Origin of the sequence: Marinisporobacter balticus (genome assembly GCF_004345705.1) — a bacterium.
Taxonomy (GTDB): Bacteria; Bacillota; Clostridia; order Peptostreptococcales; family Thermotaleaceae; genus Marinisporobacter; species Marinisporobacter balticus.
The window spans coordinates 36851-59316 of record NZ_SLWV01000017.1; the positions used below are offsets into that span (position 1 = coordinate 36851).

General features: G+C 32.4%; 21 protein-coding genes and 1 tRNA gene. 9 read left to right on the forward strand and 13 right to left on the reverse strand.

Going from position 1 to position 22466, the window contains the following annotated elements:
* Positions 1–21: 21 nt before the first annotated feature.
* Positions 22–2016 carry a sigma-54-dependent Fis family transcriptional regulator gene (locus tag EV214_RS11910; protein WP_165916352.1) on the reverse strand — a complete coding sequence of 665 codons (1995 nt, stop codon included), beginning with the start codon at positions 2014–2016 and terminating at the stop codon, positions 22–24.
* 291 nt (positions 2017–2307) lie between these two features.
* On the opposite strand from EV214_RS11910, the gene EV214_RS11915 reads away from it, so the two are divergent.
* Positions 2308–3474, forward strand: coding sequence for an HD-GYP domain-containing protein (locus tag EV214_RS11915; RefSeq protein WP_132246065.1), 1167 nt, complete (start codon positions 2308–2310; stop codon positions 3472–3474).
* 92 nt (positions 3475–3566) lie between these two features.
* Here EV214_RS11915 and EV214_RS11920 read toward each other — a convergent pair whose 3' ends face one another.
* Positions 3567–5504 carry a Cache 3/Cache 2 fusion domain-containing protein gene (locus EV214_RS11920; protein WP_132246067.1) on the reverse strand — a complete coding sequence of 646 codons (1938 nt, stop codon included), beginning with the start codon at positions 5502–5504 and terminating at the stop codon, positions 3567–3569.
* A gap of 241 nt (positions 5505–5745) precedes the next feature.
* Here EV214_RS11920 and EV214_RS11925 point away from each other — a divergent pair, with 241 nt between their 5' ends.
* The gene (locus EV214_RS11925; protein WP_132246069.1) at positions 5746–6252 is read left to right on the forward strand and encodes a methylated-DNA--[protein]-cysteine S-methyltransferase; all 507 of its coding nucleotides are present in this window, start codon (positions 5746–5748) and stop codon (positions 6250–6252) included.
* Here the strand turns inward: EV214_RS11925 and EV214_RS19685 are convergent.
* Positions 6215–6316 carry a hypothetical protein gene (locus tag EV214_RS19685; RefSeq protein WP_243116646.1) on the reverse strand — a complete coding sequence of 34 codons (102 nt, stop codon included), beginning with the start codon at positions 6314–6316 and terminating at the stop codon, positions 6215–6217. The genes EV214_RS11925 and EV214_RS19685 overlap by 38 nt on opposite strands.
* Before the next feature lie 377 nt (positions 6317–6693).
* On the opposite strand from EV214_RS19685, the gene EV214_RS11930 reads away from it, so the two are divergent.
* The 3 genes from EV214_RS11930 (at position 6694) to EV214_RS11940 (ending at position 8387) form a co-directional block, all read left to right on the forward strand.
* The gene (locus EV214_RS11930) at positions 6694–6960 is read left to right on the forward strand and encodes a 5-oxoproline transporter, DUF979 family subunit (protein ID WP_132246071.1); all 267 of its coding nucleotides are present in this window, start codon (positions 6694–6696) and stop codon (positions 6958–6960) included.
* Between the two features lie 23 nt (positions 6961–6983).
* Positions 6984–7625, forward strand: a complete 642-nt coding sequence (gene pcp / locus EV214_RS11935) for a pyroglutamyl-peptidase I (protein WP_132246073.1) — start codon at positions 6984–6986, stop codon at positions 7623–7625.
* 75 nt (positions 7626–7700) lie between these two features.
* Complete coding sequence (locus tag EV214_RS11940; protein WP_132246075.1) at positions 7701–8387, forward strand: Crp/Fnr family transcriptional regulator; 687 nt, start codon at positions 7701–7703, stop codon at positions 8385–8387.
* Positions 8388–8680: 293 nt separating this feature from the next.
* On the opposite strand, the gene EV214_RS11945 is transcribed toward EV214_RS11940, so the two are convergent.
* The 4 genes from EV214_RS11945 to hisD form a co-directional block, all read right to left on the reverse strand.
* A complete protein-coding gene (locus tag EV214_RS11945) occupies positions 8681–9166 on the reverse strand; it encodes a DNA-deoxyinosine glycosylase (protein WP_132246077.1) in 486 nt (161 codons plus the stop codon).
* 270 nt (positions 9167–9436) lie between these two features.
* Complete coding sequence (locus EV214_RS11950; RefSeq protein WP_132246079.1) at positions 9437–10870, reverse strand: alanine/glycine:cation symporter family protein; 1434 nt, start codon at positions 10868–10870, stop codon at positions 9437–9439.
* Between the two features lie 75 nt (positions 10871–10945).
* A complete protein-coding gene (glsA, locus tag EV214_RS11955; protein ID WP_132246081.1) occupies positions 10946–11863 on the reverse strand; it encodes a glutaminase A in 918 nt (305 codons plus the stop codon).
* Between the two features lie 337 nt (positions 11864–12200).
* Positions 12201–13463, reverse strand: coding sequence for a histidinol dehydrogenase (gene hisD / locus EV214_RS11960; RefSeq protein WP_132246083.1), 1263 nt, complete (start codon positions 13461–13463; stop codon positions 12201–12203).
* 335 nt (positions 13464–13798) lie between these two features.
* On the opposite strand from hisD, the gene EV214_RS11965 reads away from it, so the two are divergent.
* Positions 13799–13875, forward strand: a tRNA-Lys gene (locus tag EV214_RS11965).
* A 40-nt stretch (positions 13876–13915) separates the two neighbouring features.
* Here the strand turns inward: EV214_RS11965 and EV214_RS11970 are convergent.
* From EV214_RS11970 to EV214_RS11995, 6 genes are all read right to left on the reverse strand, one after another.
* Positions 13916–15589 (reverse strand): SulP family inorganic anion transporter, encoded by a 1674-nt coding sequence (locus EV214_RS11970; protein ID WP_132246085.1) that lies wholly within the window; start codon positions 15587–15589, stop codon positions 13916–13918.
* 269 nt (positions 15590–15858) lie between these two features.
* Entirely contained in the window at positions 15859–16608 is a 750-nt protein-coding gene (locus EV214_RS11975) for a phosphate ABC transporter ATP-binding protein (protein ID WP_132246087.1), read from the reverse strand.
* Position 16609: 1 nt separating this feature from the next.
* Complete coding sequence (locus EV214_RS11980; protein WP_132246089.1) at positions 16610–17443, reverse strand: PstA family ABC transporter permease; 834 nt, start codon at positions 17441–17443, stop codon at positions 16610–16612.
* Between the two features lie 14 nt (positions 17444–17457).
* On the reverse strand, positions 17458–18321 hold the full coding sequence (gene pstC / locus EV214_RS11985; RefSeq protein WP_132246091.1) for a phosphate ABC transporter permease subunit PstC: 864 nt from the start codon (positions 18319–18321) through the stop codon (positions 17458–17460).
* 80 nt (positions 18322–18401) lie between these two features.
* Positions 18402–19316, reverse strand: coding sequence for a phosphate ABC transporter substrate-binding protein (locus EV214_RS11990; RefSeq protein WP_132246093.1), 915 nt, complete (start codon positions 19314–19316; stop codon positions 18402–18404).
* A gap of 173 nt (positions 19317–19489) precedes the next feature.
* Positions 19490–20653: an aminotransferase class V-fold PLP-dependent enzyme gene (locus EV214_RS11995; protein ID WP_132246095.1), complete on the reverse strand. Its 1164-nt coding sequence runs from the start codon at positions 20651–20653 to the stop codon at positions 19490–19492.
* Positions 20654–20851: 198 nt separating this feature from the next.
* On the opposite strand from EV214_RS11995, the gene yedE reads away from it, so the two are divergent.
* The 3 genes from yedE to EV214_RS12010 are packed head-to-tail and all read left to right on the forward strand — an operon-like array spanning position 20852 to position 22377.
* Positions 20852–21937 carry a YedE family putative selenium transporter gene (gene yedE / locus EV214_RS12000; protein WP_132246097.1) on the forward strand — a complete coding sequence of 362 codons (1086 nt, stop codon included), beginning with the start codon at positions 20852–20854 and terminating at the stop codon, positions 21935–21937.
* Positions 21930–22136, forward strand: coding sequence for a sulfurtransferase TusA family protein (locus tag EV214_RS12005; protein ID WP_132246099.1), 207 nt, complete (start codon positions 21930–21932; stop codon positions 22134–22136). The genes yedE and EV214_RS12005 overlap by 8 nt, the downstream gene beginning before the upstream one ends.
* The gene (locus EV214_RS12010) at positions 22105–22377 is read left to right on the forward strand and encodes a DUF3343 domain-containing protein (RefSeq protein WP_243116641.1); all 273 of its coding nucleotides are present in this window, start codon (positions 22105–22107) and stop codon (positions 22375–22377) included. Before EV214_RS12005 ends, EV214_RS12010 begins: the two co-directional genes overlap by 32 nt.
* Positions 22378–22466 lie beyond the last annotated feature (89 nt).

Genomic DNA, 22466 nt, shown 5'->3' on the forward strand with positions numbered 1-22466 from the left:
TTATGATACGCATGTTTCATTTTAGAACATATCCAACGCATATTTTTCTATTTTTCTATATAATGTACTTCTTCCAATCCCTAAAATTTTCGAAGCCAATGCAATATTGCCATTTACTTCTTGCATTGTTTTTGTAATTGCCATTTTTTCAATTTCTTCTAAAGACATTAGTTCATCTACTAACCCTAGCCTTTTTGGAAGATTGCTAGATTTCATATAGTTCGGTAAATGCTTATAATCTAAAACTTCTTCATGATTTACTATATTTACAACAAGTTGTACTACATTTTGTAACTCTCGAACATTTCCTGGCCAATGATACTGCATCATTCCTCTATAAAAACTCTCATGCACCTTTTCGATTTCTTTTCCCATACGTTTACTAAATTTTTCTATGAAATGATCTGTAAATATTCTGATATCATCTTTTCGATCCCTTAAAGAAGGTGTTTTGATCGGCATTACATTCAATCTATAAAATAGATCTTCTCTAAAATTTCCAAGTTCTACCTCTTTTTTTAAATCTTTATGTGTTGCTGCAATCACTCTTACATCTACAGGTACCACATTATGGCCACCAATTCTTACAATTTGTTTTGTTTCTAGTACCCTAAGTAAATTCGCTTGTATATCTAATGGCATATCTCCTATTTCATCTAAAAACACAGTTCCTCCATCTGCAAGTTCAAATTTCCCTGGATGTCCACCTCTTTTTGCTCCTGTAAAAGCCCCTTCTACGTAGCCAAAAAGTTCACTACCAACAAGTTCTCTTGGGATCGCTCCGCAATTTAAAAATACAAAAGGTTTCTTCCTACGAGAACTTTCATTATGGATTGCTTGTGCAAATAATTCTTTTCCTGTTCCACTTTCTCCTAATAATAAAATCGTCGCATTTGTATTTGCAAATAAAGATGCAATTTCTATCGCTTTCTTAATGGCTTTGCTTTTACCCAATATATCATCGAAAGTAAACCTTGCTTCAGCACCTACAATCTTATTTACCAAACTGTGTACCATTTTCGCTTCTTTAAAGGTAATTACAAGTCCTTCCACTTCTCTAGTAAATTGATCCTTTATTGGCGTTACCGTTACAATACAAGAAATATTTGTCCCTTTCTGCGTTTTAAAAAGTATTTCTTCTTCTTCATACTTTTTTCTATTATGGATTCTTTTCATAATTTTATCATAATTTTTTTGTTCCAATATGGTGCGAATGTTTTTTTCTACAATGTCCTCTTCTTTTAATCCTAAAAACCTCCGCGCAAATAAATTAATATCCATAATCATGCCTTTATTGTCTGTACAAATCAAGCCATCTGAAATTGACTGCATAATGGCATAAAAATGCTTATTCGCCATATCTAACTGTTTGTTAATCTTTTCTAGTTTCATTTTTTTTTCGATTGCCTGAGCAGCAGCAACTACCATTCCTAATGTATGTGGATGCACATTTTCATTGCTTCCTGTGGCACTTAATATACCAACAATTTCTTTTTTTTCATCTCTTATAGGACATGCTGAAGAAGCCCAGTTATGATATTGCTTACAATAATGCTCTGCACCCAATACTTGAATAGGTTTTCCAATTTCTAGTGCCGTACCCAAAGCATTTGTTCCAATCACATTTTCTCTAACATTACAGCCTTTATAAACATTTAAATTCCCATATTCCTCAACAAGCTTATTATCTCCAATCGTTTCTAAAACATAACCATCTTTATCTGTAAGCCTTACAATAAACCCAGTATTTTCAACAATTTTACGAAGACTATTCATAAAAGGCATGGCTGTATTAATAAAAGACATAGCATTTTTATATCTCTCGTCAAATGCTTCATTCGATAAAGTATCCTCTATTTTTGAAACCAAAGGATCAATCCCATGTAATTTACTACGCATCCATGAGTACGAAATGACATCTCTTATTAATTCTTTCTCTATGGTACCATTAGATAAAAATAACTCCCAAGCCTTTATAAAGCCTTCATTTTTTCTTAATAGCTTTTTTCCAGGCAAATACATTCCTCCTAATTATTGTTTTTAAAAATTATCTCATTTTTATTTATTATATCATTCCTATGCAGTTATAAAACTTCTTTCAAAACAAAACTTTCACTATTATGAAACTAAAATAGTGCCAAGCGACTATAGGGTTTTCCCTTTTTATAGCCGAATTTATAATATAAGAGGATCGTTTAAATGCATCATGAAACATTGAATTTAATGGAAATTTTTCACGCACCGTTGAAAAAAGTATATATTTTATGGATACTAAATAAAATTTCAAATCTGAAATGAGGGAAATCTATGGAAACCAATCAATTAAAGCCCATTAAAATATCAGTAAATAAGTTAACAAAGAATATGATTATTGCAACGGATATATTAAATAACCAAGGCAAAAAACTTGTAAGTGCAGGCTATCAGGTAAAAACACCTGCACGAGTGCGAGACTTATTAGAAAACCACAAAATCCAGATTATAGAAATTAATAGCACTCAAGGAAACGCACGAATTCCAATGGACATATTTTCAGAAAATCAATCTGATCAACTTATAACAGATGAACAAAATTTCCCTGTTCCTGATGCAAAAGATATGGCTCTAACAAATACACTTGAAGAGGAAATTCTTTGCTTCAAAGAAGTTTTTCCTTCAACAAAACAGCGCATAAATGATGATTTTAATACTATATTATATGGAAAACCATTAACACATGAAAAATTAAAAGAACATACAAAAGAACATCTTAAGATTTTCAATTTACGGACAAATATATTTCAGCTTATTGAAACAATGCGGAAAATAGACGATAGCATTTATACCCAATGTTATAATATTGCTTTAACAAGCTATATGATCGGTAAATGGATAGGTTTATCTGAAAAAGATTTGGAAGAATTATTTTTAGCAGGCATACTAACAGATATTGGGAAGCTTAATGTACCAAAACCACTTTTAGATAAAAAAGATTTTCTTACACATAAAGAACAAATGGAAATTGATAAACATGTAATCTATAGCTATAACCTTATAAAACAGTATCCATGTATTCCTAATAAAATAAAGCAAGCTGTACTCACACACCACGAAAAAATGAATAGCACTGGATATCCTTTTAAATTAAAAGGATCCGATCTTTCTTTATATAGTAGAATTATCGCTATATCAGATGTATATAATACATTAACAACAAAAAACCTTGAAAACACCACAGTATTTGATACCATAAAACATATGGAAATAGCCTATAAAAATACACTGGATACAAATATATTGTATACTTTCTTAAATCGCATAGGTAATTGTTTTATTGGTCAGAGGATACGATTAGCAAACAAAGAAATGGGCGAAATCATTTTTATAAACAATCATCATCTAAACAAACCCCTCATAAAATTAGAATGTAATAACGAGATTATAGATTTAAATCGTTATAAATTCCCTTGGCGGATTCAAGAATTTATTATGTAATCAAGAATCTCTAAGTACATTTTATTTTTCCCATAGCTACTTTGAGATAAAATACTTTTAAAAAAGAACACGCCATCATGGGCTGTTCTTTTTTATGCGTAAATATCAGAAAACTCAATTTGTATTTTCTCTACATTTGTTTTTTCTTCATAATCATCTTTTGTTCTAGGATCATTGTTTGTATCGATAAATTTTACTGGTAGTATGATCATAATTTCTGTTCCTTCTCCATATTTACTTTTCACAAAAATTTTGCCGCCATGCATTTCAACTAACGACTTAACAAGTGATAACCCAATACCACTCCCCTCATGACTTCGGCTCAAGTGAGGATCTACTTGCTTAAATCTTTCAAATATTTTTTCTTGCTGATTCTCTGGAATCCCTATTCCTGTATCTTTCACACAAATTAAAATCTCTTCATTTTTATCATGCGTATTTACTTCTATTTTATCCCCCGGTTCTGTGAATTTTACTGCATTTGAAATAAGATTCAACATAATTCTTTCGATTTTTTCTGCATCTATAGCCATAAACCGCTCTTCTATATCTGTATCAAATATAATGTTCCTTTCTTTACTCTGGACATATTCAACAGTAGATAAAGTTACATTTTCAACAACTTCTATGATATTTTGATTCTTTAATTTTAATTGCATAAATCCAGAATCTATTTTAGTAATATCAATTAAATTGTTTACTAACCGCAATAGCCTATAACAATTTTGCTTTATAATATTCATGTGTTTGCTAAACTTCCTACATTCAGCCATTTGACTATCATTTTTTGCATAAAGTGAAAATAATTGTGCGATTGATAGAATCATATTTATCGGTGTTTTTAATTCATGCGATATATTTGAAAAAAACTCTGTTTTTATTTGATCCTGGTTAATAACTTCTTCTAACGATTTTTTATTTTCATCAAGCATATGATTAAAACTATCTGAAAGTATACCAATTTCATCTTTACTTCTTATATCCGAATATACTGTTAAATCTCCCGCACTCACAGTCTCCATATAATTCTTTAATTTATTAATAGGTTTTACTAAAGTATTTGCGACAAATAAAGATAAAATTGCACCGATTAATGAAACGATCGCGCCTATTAGCCATGATGTATATAAAATCGGTTTAGAAGAGGCGTTCAAATCATCATGATTTGCAGTTGCTACAATATATAAATCCCAAGGTTCAAAATATATGTAATTAGCCAATTTAGAAATCCCATCAAATTCATATTGAATAATCCCTTTCTTTTTTTTGAGAATTTCTTTCGTAAATTCAAAAGCAGATAAATTTTCTCCTTCTCTATTTGGATGAACAAGTACATCTCCGTTAGAATTCATTATATAAACATATCCCGTTTCTCCAATTTTAATATTACTTAATGTTTTCTCAAAATAAGAATTAATGCCTTTATATCCTAAAGCAATTGCACCGATCACATTATTATCGCTATCCAAAAGAGGTTTGTACCCTGTTACAATCCAATCTTTCCCAATTCGTTGGGTGCCATAGTATGTTTCATTCTTAATGATCTTCTTATAAACATCAGAACGACTCGCCATGTAGGTTCCAATGATCCTTTTTCCATCTTTTGTGAGATTTGTTGTAACTCTTATGAGTTTATTTTCTTTCAACAAAAAAACAGAAGCAATCGTACCTATGGATTCTTTTATATGATCAACAAAAGTATTATCCAAAGTTAAATTTGTATCTCCAGCGTATAAAGCTGGCAATGTAAAGTTTTCAACCTGGATTTGTTTTGTATCGTCTATTCTTATTTTCCCTAGATTATTTAATAACTCCTCTACATAGCGTAAATCCGACCATACTTTTTCTGAAAGTAGATCATTTCGAACACTCACCATATTATGAATTAATTCTACAATCCGTTCATTTTTTTCAGTCGCCTCTTGAAAAAATGCTTTTCTTGATTTATCAATAATTAAAAAGTTTAAAACGCTTACAGAAAACACAATTAATAATACATAACTAATAATTAATTTCGATTTAATGCGCATAGCTAAACCCCCGTCTTTTTCTATACCCAATATATAATTTTGAAAACAAGTGAATCCTATTAGATTTAATCTATTATTTCTAAAATTCTATGTTTTTTTATAAATTCCTCTTTTATTCGATAAATTACTTACAGTACGCCTACGCATTTCAACTATTTAAATACAAATTTTTTAAAATAACACTCGAAAAAGTGATAAAATAAACTAAAAGCATCTAAAGTAAAAAAGGGAGGTTCAGCGAATGAAAAGGTATCATATTTATTATCAATCTCCAATAGGGATATTAGAAATTTCAAGTACAAAGAAAAGTATTTTGTCTGTCGACTTTGTTGAACAAGAAGAAAAGAGTTTAGATATTCCACCGATTCTAAAAAAAACATCTATTCAGTTAGATGAATATTTCAAAGGAAAAAGAAAAACCTTTGACTTAAACTTATCTATACAAGGAACAGCTTTCCAAAAACAGGTATGGGATTATTTAACAAATATTGATTATGGAAACGTCGTCTCTTACAAAGACGTAGCAAAAGCGATCAGAAATGAAAAAGCAGTCCGCGCAGTAGGAAATGCAAACAACAAAAATAAAATTGCTATCATCATTCCCTGTCATAGAGTCATTGGAAGCAATGGAAAATTGACAGGATACGCGGGTGGTATTTGGAGAAAAGAATGGTTGCTCAAACATGAACAAACATTCCACAGTTCGCCCATCAAAGGTAACCGTCAATGCTTTTTCTTCCATACTTGATAGAAGATATGAAACCTGTATCTCCGTTAAATACTTCTTTATCGTAGTTATTACATATTTGCATTACTTTATCATGCAATCTATATTCTGTTGCGCCTCTTTGTAAGCACAATGTATTTTAAATTTCTTTTTCTGATGCCAAGTGGCTTAAGGTTAGTATAATTAATGTTCTTTATTTCTTTTTGATCTTTCCATGCATTCTTTATCTTTTCTATTCTTTTTTTACCAATTCCTTTAGTCTCAAATTCAATATTATAGACATCTTAAAACAAAACCATTCAAATATAAAAATATTATAGGATTCTTATGCAATTAAAAAAATTGGATTTCCCCATAAAATGTTGTGTAGAACACAGAAAATTAAAAATGTTTTATTTATACTTATAAGTGAATAGGCCTATCAAAATATAACATTTTTTTGCATAAAGGAGGATTTCAAATATGATCAAGCTTGTTGGTGTACTTATCATATTAATTGGATTTAAGAAAAAGTATAATACCATTGCCGTTGTCTTAGTAGCAGGAATTCTCGGTCTTACTGCAGGGTATTGTGGTACACTGATGACACCAATGGCTGCTAATTTTAATATTCTTCCTGCTGCTATACTAGATATGAAAAATAAAAACAAAGTACTATTATCACAATTTCCAGTGGCATTCTCGCTATTACTCACCCATATTTTCCTAATGTATTTCTGGGCATTTTAACTAATCAATAAGGAGTTGCTCGAATGAAAGTACTAATAACTGGATTTACTCCTTTTGGAGGAGAAAAAATAAATCCATCTTTTGAAGCAGTAAAACGATTAGATGATACAATTGGTTCTGTAACCATTATTAAAAAAGAAATTCCAACAGTTTTTAAAAAATCTATTCAAATGCTCGAAAAATACATCCAAGAAGAAAAACCAGACGCAGTTATATGTGTAGGTCAAGCTGGCGGACGTTTTGAAATGAGTATTGAAAGAGTTGCAATCAATCTAGATGACGCACGAATTCCTGACAATGAAAAAAATCAACCTATAGACCAGCCTGTATTTGAAGATGGTGAAAATGCTTATTTTTCAAACCTTCCTCTAAAAGCAATGGCAAAAAAAATACAAGAAAATCATATTCCAGCTGTGGTTTCTAATACCGCAGGTACCTTTGTATGTAATCATTTGATGTATGGTTTGATGTATCTTATTCATAAAAAATATACGAATATAAAAGGTGGTTTTATCCACGTTCCATACATTCCTGATCAGATTTTAGAGAAAAAAGGGGTACCTTATATGACGCTTGAAGAAATTATCAAAGCGTTAACTTGTGCCATTGAAGCCCTTGTAGAAAATGATACGGATATAAAAATAACCCTCGGGGAAATTTGTTAAAAAATCTACCTTCCCCCAAATATGAAAACAATGCTATAATATATAAAAATAGCATCAAATTTTGGGGGAGTTTACATGTTCAAAGAATTATTTGATAAAACACTTCAAGATGAAATGACTTCTTTTTTTATCAATCACTTATCAACGCTTGGCACAAAGCACCACCTCGATAAAGGTCATGAGATAAATCATGACAATGCAGACAACATCTATATTGTGGTAAGTGGTTATTTAAAAGAAGTTTTATATAGTACGGATGGAAATGAAATTTGTTTTTTCAGACTCCCAAACGGAACCATCTTTGGAGAAATGGATTACTTTGATGGCTATCGAACTTGTGTCATCGTAAAAGCCTTAGAAAATAGTGTGCTCTCAATCGTCAATCGAGACATTTTAGAAAAAGAATTAAATAAAAATCCTAAGATCTATGTTTATTTTCTTCATAGTATTATCAGAAAATACAGACTTATCATGTTAAAAATAGCTGATGATGCTTTTAATGATTCATTAGGTAAAATGGCCAGTACCCTTTTAAGATTTACTGCACTTCAAGAAGGTTCTTTAAAAGAGCCTGTCTTCATTGATAAAAAATATATTCCAACCCATGAAGAATTGGCTAAATATCTAAACTGTTCTAGAACGACTGTAACTAACGGATTAAATTATTTCAAAGAACAAAATTATATTGATATTAAAAACAAAACCATTATAATCAATGACTGCGAAGGATTAAAAAAACATGTGAAATCCATCTATGATTAAAGCCCTCCTCATGTGAACGATGCTGATATTTAATTTCTTTTTGATTTGTTTACATTTTTATTTGTTTATGTATTGAATAGACATTATTCATATATAAAACAATAATACTAAACTACTTTGCCACCTTGTACTCTTCCCATAAGCAACTACCTTAAATAACTTTATCCATTCTTCAAATTATGCACATACTGAATGAAATACAAGTAAATGTAGTTACATATATTTCAACCTTCACCCAACAAAAAAACTGATCTAAATAAGACCAGTTTTTTGTTGGGGGTGGCTATATCGTCTTACACTAAGTTTTTTATACGTTCCCACGCTTTGATCTTTTCTTCTAGCCGTTGCGTATTTGCGGGGCTAGTGGATGGTAGTTGAAAATATTCCAAATTAGATTTGAGATCAAACCCAACATATTTTTTGAAAGAATGATATGCTTTCGTTCCATTAAAAGATACATATTTTAAATTAGGATACCTATTGAAGAAACCCTCAAAATCATTTGCTGTTTCATTTTTAATTTTAGAATCTAAACTTCCTTCTCTTTCACAGTTCTTTAATACATCCCAAAGTGCGATATTATGTTTAAGAAGAAAACTTTTTTTCTCATTATAATCATCACTTAACACCTCACCAAAAATGAGATAGATCATTTTCCAAAACTGATTTCTTTTAAACGCATAATACTGTTGTTGTTTTAAAGATTCTTCTCCAGGCATAGAACCTAAAATAACAAGTTTGCATTGACTATCTACTATCGGCTCAAAACAACGAATCATCTATTCACCTCCACATTTAATTCAAATCTAGCCATTTTTTTAAAGTAATTATTTTTCTTTTTTCATGATATAATTATTTCAAAAAATACATACCCATTATATCATTGTTTAAAATACAATATGATTTTGCATAAAATACCTGTCATAGGTATCTTTATATTATTTCATTAAATACGTATGTGTATTTAATTTTCTTCAAAGTTTTATACAAAATCAAAAAAATCATCTACACGCAAGTAGACGATTTTTTTCTTTAATCCCGCTATTATTTTAAGCTTTTTTAAACGCTGCTTTGCTTGACGTTTCCCAACATTCAACATTTTTAAGTCCAGGAATACTATCTGCATAAAATACAGGATCTTTTCCTTCTTTCTTTTGTTTTGCATAGTCCTTTAAGGCTGCAAAAGCAATTTTTCCAAGCATTGCAATAGCAATTAAGTTAATAAGTGCCATCATTCCCATAAATAGATCTGCCATGTCCCAAACGATTTGGATTGAAGATACAGAACCCCATAAAACCATTAGCGATACAGCTGTTCTATATGCAAATAACCATACTTTACTTCCATTCATAAACTCAATATTTGATTCTCCATAATAGTAATTTCCAACAATAGAGCTAAATGCAAAAAGTAAAATACAAAAAGCAACAAATGTATTTGCCCAACCCCCAACTTGAGAACTCAAAGCTGTTTGTGTAAGCTGAATCCCTGTTAAATCTCCGGTTTTGTAAGCACCAGATAATAAAACAACAAACGCAGTCGCACTACAGATTAATAATGTATCTGTAAACACCCCTAAAGTTTGAATCAAACCTTGCTTTACAGGATGTGTTACTTCTGCTGTTGCAGCAGCATTTGGGGCACTTCCCATACCTGCTTCATTTGAAAATAGTCCTCTTTTAATCCCTTGCATAAGGGCTACACCCATTCCTCCACCCACAGCTTGCTTCACTCCGAATGCACTGCCAATAATAAGCTTAAAGATTGCTGGAACTGCCGAAATATTTTTAATGATTACAAATGCAGCAACCAATACATACGCTGTAGCCATAATGGGTACAATTACTTCAGCAACCTTTGCAATTCTTTTCACGCCTCCAAAAATGACAATTGCTGTAATTGCCATTAATACAAATCCTACTATCAATCTACTAATGCCAAACGCTTCTTCGAATGCAATTGTAATCGTATTTGCTTGTGCTGCATTGAATACAAGTCCAAAACATAATGTGATTAGAACAGAAAATAAAAGCCCCATCCATTTCATCCCCAAAGCTTTTTCCATATAGTATGCAGGTCCACCACGATACCCGTCTTTATCTGGTACTTTATAGATCTGTGCTAAAGTACTTTCAACAAAACTTGATCCAGCGCCAATTAAAGCAATTAACCACATCCAAAATACTGCTCCAGGTCCTCCAACAGATACAGCAATGGCTACCCCTGCAAGATTTCCAGTTCCAACACGAGATGCCGTACTGATACAGAAAGCTTGAAAAGAAGAAATCCCCTTTTTTTCTTTTGAACTAACGGCTTCACTTGCACCTTCTGTAAGAAGTTTAAACATTTCTCCAAAAAATCTAAATTGTACAAAATTTGTTCGAATCGTAAAATAAGTCCCAAGTCCAATAAGCATAACGATAAGTATACGAGACCATAGCCACGTATTACCTATTCCAACTATTGTTGCTAAAAACTCCATGAATAAAACACACCCCTTTAAAATAATTTTATTTTATATCCCATATAAATTTATAGGTTTTTAAAATCTTTTGCTTTAAAATATATTCATCTCTAATTTTTTTGACAATTCTTCCAAAACCTTTGTTCCAGCAATACTGTTTCCACTTTCATCTAGTGATGGTCCTACTACTGCAATCCCCATTCGTTTTGGAACAACAGTCATAATACATCCCCCAACACCACTCTTAGCAGGTGCACCAACTTTTACTGCAAATTCTCCTGATGCATTATATAAGCCACAAGTCATCATGATCGCTTGTACAATTTGGTTTACTTCTTTAGGAATCATCCTCTCATTGGACCAAGGAGCAACCCCTTCATTTGCAATAACAGAAGCAATTCTTGCAATATCTTTTACCGTAACCTCAATAGAACATAATTTAAAATAAGCATCTAATACATCTTCTACATCTCTTTCAATAATATTTGCACCCTTTAAATAATAAGCAATGGCTCGATTTGTATTCCCTGTTAATTTCTCGGATTGATAAACCTGATAATTCACTTGGATCTCTTGATTATTTGCCATTTTTTTCAGCATCTCTTGTACGCGTTCAAACTTCTCAATCCCATTATCCCCAGCAACCAACGATATGCAAGCGATTGCCCCTGCATTGATAAATGGGTTTAATGGCTTATGAGAATTTCTCGTTTCTAGCTTTACAATAGAGTTAAATGAGTCAGCAGAAGCTTCTGCACCTACTTTTGAAAATACCTTTTCTTTTCCTTTATCTATCAATGCACAAATCAAAGTAAGGACTTTTGAAACACTTTGAATAGTGAATTTTGTTTCAAAATCTCCTGCATAAAATTCATTGCATTCTACATCCATAACATGAATCCCTAAAGCATCCCCATTCGCCTTTGCGAGCTCAGGTATATAAGAAGCTACCGTTCCTTGTTTTGTCCAAATCCTATTGTTTTCAACGACTGCATTCAATAATTTTTCCATTATTATTCACTCCCTAGAGGTTCCTCTTTCTATCTTTTATGAAGGTTTTATCCTATGAACTCATTTAATACGCAATTTCCATGCCAATAAAAGATTCGAAGATGCATAATATAATCGTTGGATATGCTTCTTTTTAAATTTTTTAAAAACTTAGCAAAAACATTTTCGTGCGAAACCGCACATTATTTGTTCGTTTTCGCACGTTATGATCGATTTCGCACACTTATTCAAAATGAAATAGAAGCAGAAAAACGCTATCAATCTGCAAGTGATATGATTAAGAAAAGTCTACCTTTAAAGTCTTCTAAAAGTAAACTTTTTTATAATATATTTATATTTATTTTAACCTTACATCCGCCGCAAGCTTATGCGCATATAATCCTTCTAATGCGCCTAATCTAGATGCAACAGGACCAATTATTTTTAATCCTTCCTTTGTTACCCGTTGATTAGTAACCACCTTTATAAAGGTGCCCACCCAAACGCCTCCTGTAAAACGTGCTGTTCTCATTGTTGGTAATATATGGTTTGTCCCTGCTACATAATCTCCAAATACTTCTGCTGCTCCTTCTCCAATAAATAGAGACCCATAGTTTATAAGCTTAGGAACAACTTTCTCTTCATTTTCTACTTGAATCTCTAAGTGCTCTGGCGCGAGTTTATTCGATAAAGTAATGGCTTCTTCTAATGTGTCAATTAGTATAACCTCTCCATTATTCTCCCAAGCCTCTTTTGCAATGGCTGCTGTTGGCAGATCCTTTAGAAAATTTTCCACTTCTTTTATCGTATCTTTTCCAACTTTTTCATCTGTACACAAAAGAATTCCTCTTGCTTGTGGATCATGTTCAGATTGTGCCAAGATATCTGCTGCAATAATTCTAGGATCTGCTGTAGCATCTGCGATCACAACTACCTCACTCGGCCCTGCTAAAAAATCTATGCCTACCACACCACTGACTTGTCTTTTTGCCTCTGTTACATATTGATTCCCAGGGCCTACAATCATATCTACAGGCTTTATCTGCTCAGTCCCATATGCAAGAGCTCCTATAGCTTGCGAACCACCCATAGCATATATTTCATTTGCTCCTGCTATATGCATAGCCGCTAGTGTTGCTGGATGAATAGATTTCGTGTCCTTTACAGCAGGAGAACAGGTAACAATCCTTTTTACACCTGCTACTTTTGCAGGAATGATCGACATGAGTGCAGAAGATGGCAAAGGATACCGCCCTCCTGGAACATATCCTGCACAAGAGTTTACTGGCATTGCTTTATGCCCTAAAAACACCCCCTGCATTACTTCCTGTTCTTCCATATGCTTAAACATTTCTTTTTGTCTTTTTGCAAATTCCTCAATATTTTTCGCTGCAAAGCGTAGATCTTCAATAGTCGTTGCTTTTACTTCTTTCAAAGCATTTTGAATCTCTTCTTGTGTAATTTGATAACTTTCTCTTTCACAACCATCAAATAAAATATTATATTCTTTTAGGGCATGATCTCCCTCTTTTCGGATTTTATGGATTATTTCTAAAACACGCCCTTCAACAAGTTTGCTTGTTTCTTCTTTTTTAGGTATTGCTTTTTTTAACTTTATCATTACGCTTCACTCCTTTATCGCAATAAAGTATAGCTATAAGTATACCATAAAATAATCAATAAAAAAACTACCTTCTTTTCCCGATAAAAATAATCCCAACAAATAGTATACCATTATTTACATTCAATAGAAGCTTTAACTATACATTCATATTATCTATGGTAACCGTGAAAACCTAAAATCAAATTAGATTTCAACTTTATGATTTCCAAATTTTATCACATCCTGTCTTATTATAGAAAAAATCTATAGAATAGAAGCTACCTATAATTTTTCCTTATTTTGGTATACACACAAATATATAAGTGTTATAATAATATTTGTTCAGAATACATACCCCATTAGCTCAGTTGGCTAGAGCACCTGACTCTTAATCAGGGTGTCCAGGGTTCGAGTCCCTGATGAGGTACCAATAAAAAAGTTCTATTCTTGGGAGAATAGAACTTTTTTTATTATATCATTGTCACCGCTTCTGTAGATGACCCCTCCTTCATCTCAATCAATCTATTTGCAGTTTCCACTGCTTCATCTATATCTTTGCATATTCGATCTTGTCCAATCATTTGAATAAATCCATAATTTTTTAATATTTTTAATGGAGATTCTTGTATTTCCATGATAATTAATTTTGTATCACTATGTTTGCACATATCATATAATTTTTTTAAAGCAGTATATCCAGTCGCATCAATAACCGGTACATGCTTCATTTTTAAGATTAACACTTTCGGTGAATCTTCTACCTCTTTGATTACTTGTATAAACTTATCTGCTGCACCAAAGAAAAAGGGTCCATTAATTTCATAAAATGCGATTTCTGTAGAAAGATCTTTTCTATAAGCAGGAAGCTCATCCTTTATGTCATTTTCTTCTAATAAATATTTAAAATCCGTAACATCTGCCATTCTTTTCATAAATAAAAACGCAGCAAGTATCATTCCTACTTCAATGGCCACAACCAAATCTACAAGAACTGTTAGAAAAAACGCTACTAAGAAAATCGCAGCATCACTTTTAGGCCCTTTTGATAGTTCTGTAAAAGCATGCCATTCTCCCATATGATAAGCCACCATCATCAATATGGCTGCAAGAGAAGCCATTGGAATAAACTTAACATAGGGCATCAGAAGAAGCATCATCAATAACAAAGAGATCGAATGGACAATTCCAGAAATGGGTGTTCTTGCACCATTTTTTATATTTGCTGCCGTTCTTGCAATAGCCCCTGTTACAGGAATTCCTCCAAATAAAGGTGAAAATATATTGGCTACACCCTGTCCAACCAATTCAATATTTGAACGATGGTTTCCTCCAATCATTCCATCTGCAACAACTGCTGATAATAAGGATTCTATACTTCCCAATAAAGCGATTGTCATTCCTGGTACGATTAGTGCTTGTATCATTTCCCTATTCATAGTAGGAAAATGGAACTTTGGTAAAGACGAAGATATTTCTCCAAACTGACTTCCAATCGTTGAAACATCTAATTTTAGTAATAATGTTGAAAAAGTTACTACAATAATTGATACCAATGTAGCTGGGATTTTTTTATTTATCTTTGGCCATAAAATGATAATGAGAATAGATAAAACCCCTACTATTACTGCTTCCATATTCACGTTACTAAAATTTTTAAAATAAACTGTCCATTTTGGTATGAATTCTGCTGGTACGCCATCTATATTTAATCCAAAAAAATCCTTTATTTGAGAAGAAAAAATAATCACAGCAATGCCACTAGTAAATCCAGTAGTAATTGGATATGGAATGAACTTGATCATACTTCCTAATTTAAAGACACCCATTAAAATTAAAAATATGCCCGCAATTATCGTTGCAACCATCAATCCATCTAATCCATACTTTTGTATGATCCCATAAACAATGACTACAAAAGCCCCTGTGGGTCCTCCAATTTGCACCCTACTTCCTCCTAGTAAGGACACAAAAAAACCTCCAACAATCGCAGTAATTAATCCTTTTTCAGGGGATACCCCTGATGCAATAGCAAGTGCTATAGATAAAGGCAATGCAATAATTGCTACAATAATTCCTGCTGCAAAATCTTTTAAAAATTGTTCTTTGCTATAATCCTTCAAGCATGTAAATAATTTGGGCATCATTTTTAGGTCTCTCCTTTTGTATACAGTATATATTGCACAAAATCCGTTTACTATTATATACCTACATGCAAAAAGTTACAAAGAATTTTTGTTGGATTTATCCTTCCTTAATCATTTCCAAAAAGAAGACAACCCGCTCCATTCTTGAAACCGATAAATACTAGTTCTTGTAATAACCATAAAAAATTCGTATTATATGATCACATATGCGCATGTCATCAATGAAATTTAAAAATCAAAAAATCTCAACTACGCTTAGTCGAGATTTTTTATCCAAATATACCTTCTATATACTGTTTGGTTCTTTCATCCTGAGGATTTTCAAAAAGTTTTTTTGTCTCATCATATTCTATAATTTCTCCGTTCAATATAAACGCTGTATACTGAGCAATTCTTTTTGCTTGCGCAAGATTATGGGTTACAATAACGATGGTATATTGATGTGATAATTTTTTTAACATTTCTTCTATATTTGCAGTATTTTTCACATCTAAAGCCGAACACGGTTCATCTAATAATAATATTTCAGGTTCCACCGTTAATGCTCTAGCAATACAAAGCCGTTGCTGCTGTCCTCCTGAAAGCTTTGTTGCCTGCATCTTCATATTATTTTTCACTTCATCATAAAGACCCGCGATGATTAATTTTTGTTTTACAATATTCCCTAGTTTTTCTTTATCTTTTATGCCATAATAAATGGGTGCATAGATCATATTATCATAAATGGATAAGGGAAAAGGCATAGGATTTTGAAAAACCATACCTATTTTTTCTCGGACGATTTCTTTTTCCATACCATTTATGTTTTTCCCATGCAATAAAATTTCGCCGTCAATTGTCGCATTTTTTTCTTCATGCACCATTTTATTTAAGCTTTTAATAAAAGTAGATTTTCCACATCCTGAAGGCCCTATAATCGCTGTAATTTTATTTTCTTTAATTTTTATATTGATTTTATCAAGAATTTTCTTCTGATCAAAATATATTGATAAATCTTTCGTCTCAATGATATGATCCATTCTATTCCACCTTCCTAAACAAACCTATAAATATACTAAAGCTATTCAAAACTAAAAGTAATACTAATAATACCGCAGCTGTTTTATAGGCATTTTCTATGGATATACCTTCCCCGATTAATATATACAAATGATACGGAAGTGCCATTGCTGGAGAGAATATACCTTTAGGCTCAGGCGCGTAAAGTACACCCCCTGTAAATATAATAGGTGCTACAGCCCCCATTGCAAATCCTCCCGCCAAAGCTATAGCCGAAATGATTTCTCCAAAACATATAGGCAGTATAATTTTAAAAAAAGTATATGCTTTTGAAATCCCTAAAGCATAAGAAGCATAAATTAGCTCTTTACTAATTTCTTGGAAAGCTTTTTCAACCTTTACTTCTATAAATGGAAATATCATAATGCCTAAAACCATTCCTCCTGACAATAATGAAATGCCAAAATTCAAATGAACAACTAAAAAAGTATATCCAAATAGCCCTAGAACAATAGAAGGAATCCCTGCTGTAGATTGAATGACCATATGAATACCTCCATATATTCTCTTATTTGTGCAGTAAAAGTTAAGATATATGGCTGTAGCAATGGCAATCATTCCTGCAAAAAAACAAGCGATTGAAGTAAAATATATACTTCCTATTATAGCAGGAAATATGCCCCCATCCGTTCCAAGGGGAAAACCCTTTGGCATATCCATCAAAAAATCAATACTTAATCCTTCTTTCCCTTTAGAAAAAATATAGATGTTCATATATAAAACGAGAAATATCAATATGCTCCCACTTAAAATGCTCCATAGCTTTATTCCTAGATGTTTATTAGTTCTTTTCATTCAGCGTTCACTTCCTAGTAATCTATATTTTTCTTAATATAATAAAAAAGCATATTGACTACGAAAAGGATCCCCATTAACACAAGTCCAGCAGCAAATAACGCATGATAATGCAGACTATCTACTTGGGCCCCCCCCATTTCTAACGCAATAAGTGCTGGTATGGTTTGTGTTTTCCCCAAAAGTTTTGGAAAAATAGGGCTGTTTCCAATCACCATCATCACAGCCATCGTTTCCCCCATTGCTCTTGCAAGCGCTAAAATGATGCCAGCAAGAATACTTTTCTTAGAAGCAGGTAATATAAGATAGCGGATCATATGCCACTTAGAAATGCCTAATCCATCGGATGCCATTTTATACCTTTTTGCAATTTTTATCATGGATTCATCACAGGTAGAAATAATGTATGGGAGGACCATAATAGCAAGTAATATCCCCCCTACTAAGACAGATTCTCCAGAAGAAAAATCAAAATGAATTTCGAAAAATTTCACAAGAACCAACAACCCAATCAACCCATAAATAACAGAAGGAATCCCTGCCAAAAGATCAATAGATGGCTTTATCATCTTTCTCATTTTTTCATTTACAACACTTGTTAAAAAGATTGCTGCCCCTACACCAATGGGAAGTGCTATGGTCATTGCTACAAAAGACACATACAGTGTTCCTAAAATCATTGGAAAAATAGATATATTCGGAGGATTTCTAACAGGGTTCCATTTATCTCCAAATATAAAATCTAACAAAGAGATCTCGTCAAAAATAACAACACTTTCTTTTATAAGAAATATGATAATACAAATTAAAATCATCACAGAAAAAAAAGTAATTCCTTTTATACTATTAGAAAATATTTTTTCGAATTTTTTATGCACTTTTTCACTTCCTTAAAAACATATAGGAATAAATCCCATAAATAAAATTCAGAAGGAATCCCCTCTGAATTTTATGCAAGTTATTTTGCAGGAACAAATCCCATTCTCTCGATTGTCTTCATGCCTTCTTCTGAAAGAAGTTCATTGATAAAAGTTTCTTCTTGTGGTAATAGCGTACCCTTTTTCACTACTAAAAGAGGACGAGAGATTTTGTAATCACCACTTATAATATTTTCTTTTGTGGGTGCAACACCATCTACATCTAATGGGATGATCTTTCCACCATTTTGATTTACCAATCCATAAGATGCATAACCAATGGCATTTTTATTTTCTATAATCTTTGTAACCAATGCACCCATTGAAGGTGCTTGAATCGCATCTGCTTTCACCTGAGCATCTCCCATAACCTTTTTTTGGAATACCCCATGAGCACCGCCACCTAAATCCCTTGTAACAACAACAATCTCTTCATGGGCTAAAGAAGTTTCTACTTGATCCCAGTATTTATATTCCCCTGAAAAAATCTTTTGGATTTCTTCTGTTGATAAATTCTTTTTCAATTTATATATTTGATTTTTAGGGTTTACAGAAACAGTCAATGCATCTACTCCTAATTTAAATTCTTGATATCCTTCGATTTTTCCTTTTTCTTCATCAGAAACACTTCTTGAAACCATTCCAAAATCGCTACTTCCATCAATAACTGATTTTACTCCTGCTGAAGAACCTCCTGCAGAAACAAAAATATCTAAACTTTTATTTGGAAAATCTTTATTAACCTTGTCCCAAGTTTCATACTCTTCAATAAACTCTGTAGAAATTTTTGATAGTACAGGTGCCAACGTAGACGAACCCTTAAATAATATTTGTGATTTGAATACATCTTCAGTACTCTCAGCTGCTTGATCACGATTTACTTCATTCCCACATCCAGTTAATATCAAACTGAAAAGCAAAGTGGTAATCATCAAAAAACGAATTATTTTTTTCATTTTTATATCTCCTTTTCCATCGTTTATAATGTTTCTCATAAAAGTATATCATAAATAGAAGTTAATACAACGGTTGGTTTATTCCATATAAAACCATTTTATATTTATTTTTCCTCTATTTATTCTGGTTTAAAATATATTCATCATTAAATGAACAAGCCAAATGCTATCATTCATTTTTTTGTTATTTCTTGCATACATTGATCAATACGATCTATTGTATAATCTACTTCCTCCATTGTATTCAAATGCCCAAAGCTAAACCTTACTGTTCCATGTGGGAATGTTTTTAGTGTTTTATGGGCTGAAGGTGCACAATGGAGTCCACATCTTGTCATAATCCCAAATTCTTTGTATAGTCTATAAGCAATCTCAGCATTATCATATCCTTTAAAATCTATAGAGGCTACGCCGGTTCTTCCAATTATGTCTGTCTTTCCTATCAATTTAACATCTGATATATTTTGTACTTGCTCTAAAAACTTCTCTAGTAAAAATAGTTCCTTTTCTCTTATTGCATCTACGTTTGTATCTAATAGATATTTTAAGGCTGCATGTAGTCCATAAATACCAGGAATATTTAATGTTCCTGCTTCAAATTTATCAGGCATATATTCTGGCTGATGCTCATATTCAGATAAACTTCCTGTGCCACCTTCTATGAAAGATGTCATCTTTTCAACTAGTTTATCATGCACCATAAATCCACCCATTCCTTGAGGACCTAAAAGCCCTTTGTGTCCTGTAAAAGCAATAGCATCTGCACCTAATTTTCTATAATCAATCTCTAAAAACCCTGCTGTTTGTGCCGTATCTACAATAAAGAAAATGTCCTGTTCTTTACAAACCTTTCCCACTTCTTCAAGCGGTAGTATCGTACCACATACATTAGACGCATGTGTCATAATTAACACCTTTGTATTCTTTTTGATATGTTTTTTTATATCTTCAGGATTTAATTCTCCAAATTGGTTGCAAGGTACACTAGAAAATGTGATGCCTTTTTCTAATAAAGCATGTAGGGGTCTCATAACCGCATTATGTTCCATAGAGGATACAATCACATGATCCCCTTTTCTTAAAATCCCTTTTATGAGTACATTCAAGCTTTCTGTGATATTTTTTGTGAAAACTACATTTTCTGGCTTATCAAAATGAAATAATTCACAAAGTAATTCACGGGTTTCAAATACAACATTTTCTGCTTCAAAAGAACTTTCATACGCCCCTCTATTAATATTGCACCCAATATTTTTTAAATACTTGCTCATGCTTTCAGCAACCCCTGGTGCCTTTGGATACGATGTTGCTCCATGATCTAGATATATATTCTGCATCTCTACTCCTCCTATTAAGAAAAAATCAATTCGCACAACAATTTAACCTTCATATTATCATAATTTTAAATATGTATACAATAATAATAGAATTTTTCTATATGTTCCCCATCTTGTATAATAAATATCTATTTAACATTTACTGTTTCAATTGTTACTATTAAATTGGACTAATTCTTATATAGGAGGAATTTAAAAATGGAAGAAAAGAAAGGAATTATTTTTACAGGTGCCATTGTTGGAATCATCGCTGTATTATTAGTAAAATTCGGCAATCCTGCAAATATGGGCTTTTGCATCGCATGTTTTATTAGAGATATTGCAGGGGGATTAGGGCTGCATAGAGCTGCCGTTGTTCAATACTTAAGACCAGAAATTATGGGATTGGTTTTAGGTGCTTTCATCATGGCTATTGGAAAAAAAGAATTTCATGTACGTGGAGGATCTTCTCCGTTCATTCGCTTCACCCTTGGCGTTGTTGTAATGATTGGCGCTTTAATGTTTTTAGGCTGTCCACTTAGAATGATTTTAAGACTTGGTGGCGGAGATTTAAATGCACTTGTTGGAATCATAGGCTTTGTCGCTGGCATTGGTTTAGGTATTTTCTTCTTAAATAAAGGCTTCAGCTTAAAGAGAAGTTATAAGTTACCAAAATCTGAAGGATTTGCTTTCCCACTATTAAATGTAGGCTTAATTGCTTTATTAATCAGTGCACCAGCCTTTATCTTCTTTAGTGAAAAAGGTCCTGGCAAAATGTATGCACCTATTTTTATAGCATTAGCAGCAGGACTTATCGTAGGGATTCTTGCACAAAAAACAAGACTTTGTATGGTAGGTGGTATAAGAGATCTGATTCTTTTTAAGGATACTTATCTTATTTCAGGTTTTATTGCCATCTTTGTATTTGCGCTAATCGGAAACTTTGCACTTGGCTACTTCAAAATGGGATTTTTAGAACAACCTGTTGCCCACGCTGATGGACTTTGGAATTTCTTAGGCATGGCTTTATGTGGATGGGCTTCCGTACTTCTTGGTGGATGTCCTATGAGACAACTGATTCTATCAGGAGAAGGAAATACAGATTCTGTAATAACAGTTATGGGCATGCTTGTTGGGGCTGCAATTTGCCACAACTTTGCGCTAGCATCAAGTCCTAAAGGCCCTACACCAAATGGACAAATCGCTGTAATCCTTTGCTTCATCATCGTTGGATTCATAGGGTATTTCAATTCCGAAATGAGCAGTACAAATAAACAAGTAGAAGGAGATGTTAAAATTGGATAAAATTGATACAAGGGGTATGTCTTGCCCACAACCTGTACTTATGACAAAGAATGGTATTGCATCAAATCCAAAAAATATCGACATCCTCGTAGATAACAATACTGCTAAAAATAATGTTGTAAGATTTTTAAAAAATGCTGGGTATGCATTTGAAATAGAAGAGATCAATGAAGATTATCTCATTTGTGCAAGGAAATAATATGACAGCATATATGGCAATATTTTTTACCCATTCAGGTGCTATTAAATTTGACAGAAATGCAAAGAGAAAAAATATTTCTTGTGAGCTTATGCCTGTTCCACGGAAATTGAGTTCAAATTGTGGCATCGGTGCAAAATTTTTCTATGATGGAAATTTTGAAGATCTTATTGATGAAGAAATTGAAAAGATTTTTAAAATAAACGAACAAGAGCATATTTTAGTTTACGAAGAAGATTAAATACTTATCCTGTGGATGAATCGTATAAAATCCTGTGGTTTTCCACAGGATTTTATATTTATGTAGCTAAGTATGCGCTATCATTGCTC

Excerpts from the sequence above, each read along its gene's own strand:
- EV214_RS11970 (WP_132246085.1), bottom strand. The coding sequence starts at position 15,589 with ATGATGCCCAAATTATTTACATGCTTGAAGGATTATAGCAAAGAACAA.
- EV214_RS11915 (WP_132246065.1), top strand. The coding sequence starts at position 2,308 with ATGGAAACCAATCAATTAAAGCCCATTAAAATATCAGTAAATAAGTTA.
- EV214_RS11920 (WP_132246067.1), bottom strand. The coding sequence starts at position 5,504 with ATGCGCATTAAATCGAAATTAATTATTAGTTATGTATTATTAATTGTG.
- EV214_RS11930 (WP_132246071.1), top strand. The coding sequence starts at position 6,694 with ATGATCAAGCTTGTTGGTGTACTTATCATATTAATTGGATTTAAGAAA.
- EV214_RS19685 (WP_243116646.1), bottom strand. The coding sequence starts at position 6,316 with ATGCAAATATGTAATAACTACGATAAAGAAGTATTTAACGGAGATACA.
- EV214_RS11990 (WP_132246093.1), bottom strand. The coding sequence starts at position 19,316 with ATGAAAAAAATAATTCGTTTTTTGATGATTACCACTTTGCTTTTCAGT.
- EV214_RS11940 (WP_132246075.1), top strand. The coding sequence starts at position 7,701 with ATGTTCAAAGAATTATTTGATAAAACACTTCAAGATGAAATGACTTCT.
- hisD (WP_132246083.1), bottom strand. The coding sequence starts at position 13,463 with ATGATAAAGTTAAAAAAAGCAATACCTAAAAAAGAAGAAACAAGCAAA.
- EV214_RS11975 (WP_132246087.1), bottom strand. The coding sequence starts at position 16,608 with ATGGATCATATCATTGAGACGAAAGATTTATCAATATATTTTGATCAG.
- EV214_RS11980 (WP_132246089.1), bottom strand. The coding sequence starts at position 17,443 with ATGAAAAGAACTAATAAACATCTAGGAATAAAGCTATGGAGCATTTTA.
- EV214_RS11995 (WP_132246095.1), bottom strand. The coding sequence starts at position 20,653 with ATGCAGAATATATATCTAGATCATGGAGCAACATCGTATCCAAAGGCA.
- EV214_RS11925 (WP_132246069.1), top strand. The coding sequence starts at position 5,746 with ATGAAAAGGTATCATATTTATTATCAATCTCCAATAGGGATATTAGAA.
- EV214_RS11945 (WP_132246077.1), bottom strand. The coding sequence starts at position 9,166 with ATGATTCGTTGTTTTGAGCCGATAGTAGATAGTCAATGCAAACTTGTT.
- EV214_RS12010 (WP_243116641.1), top strand. The coding sequence starts at position 22,105 with ATGAAGATTATCTCATTTGTGCAAGGAAATAATATGACAGCATATATG.
- glsA (WP_132246081.1), bottom strand. The coding sequence starts at position 11,863 with ATGGAAAAATTATTGAATGCAGTCGTTGAAAACAATAGGATTTGGACA.
- yedE (WP_132246097.1), top strand. The coding sequence starts at position 20,852 with ATGGAAGAAAAGAAAGGAATTATTTTTACAGGTGCCATTGTTGGAATC.
- EV214_RS11950 (WP_132246079.1), bottom strand. The coding sequence starts at position 10,870 with ATGGAGTTTTTAGCAACAATAGTTGGAATAGGTAATACGTGGCTATGG.
- pcp (WP_132246073.1), top strand. The coding sequence starts at position 6,984 with ATGAAAGTACTAATAACTGGATTTACTCCTTTTGGAGGAGAAAAAATA.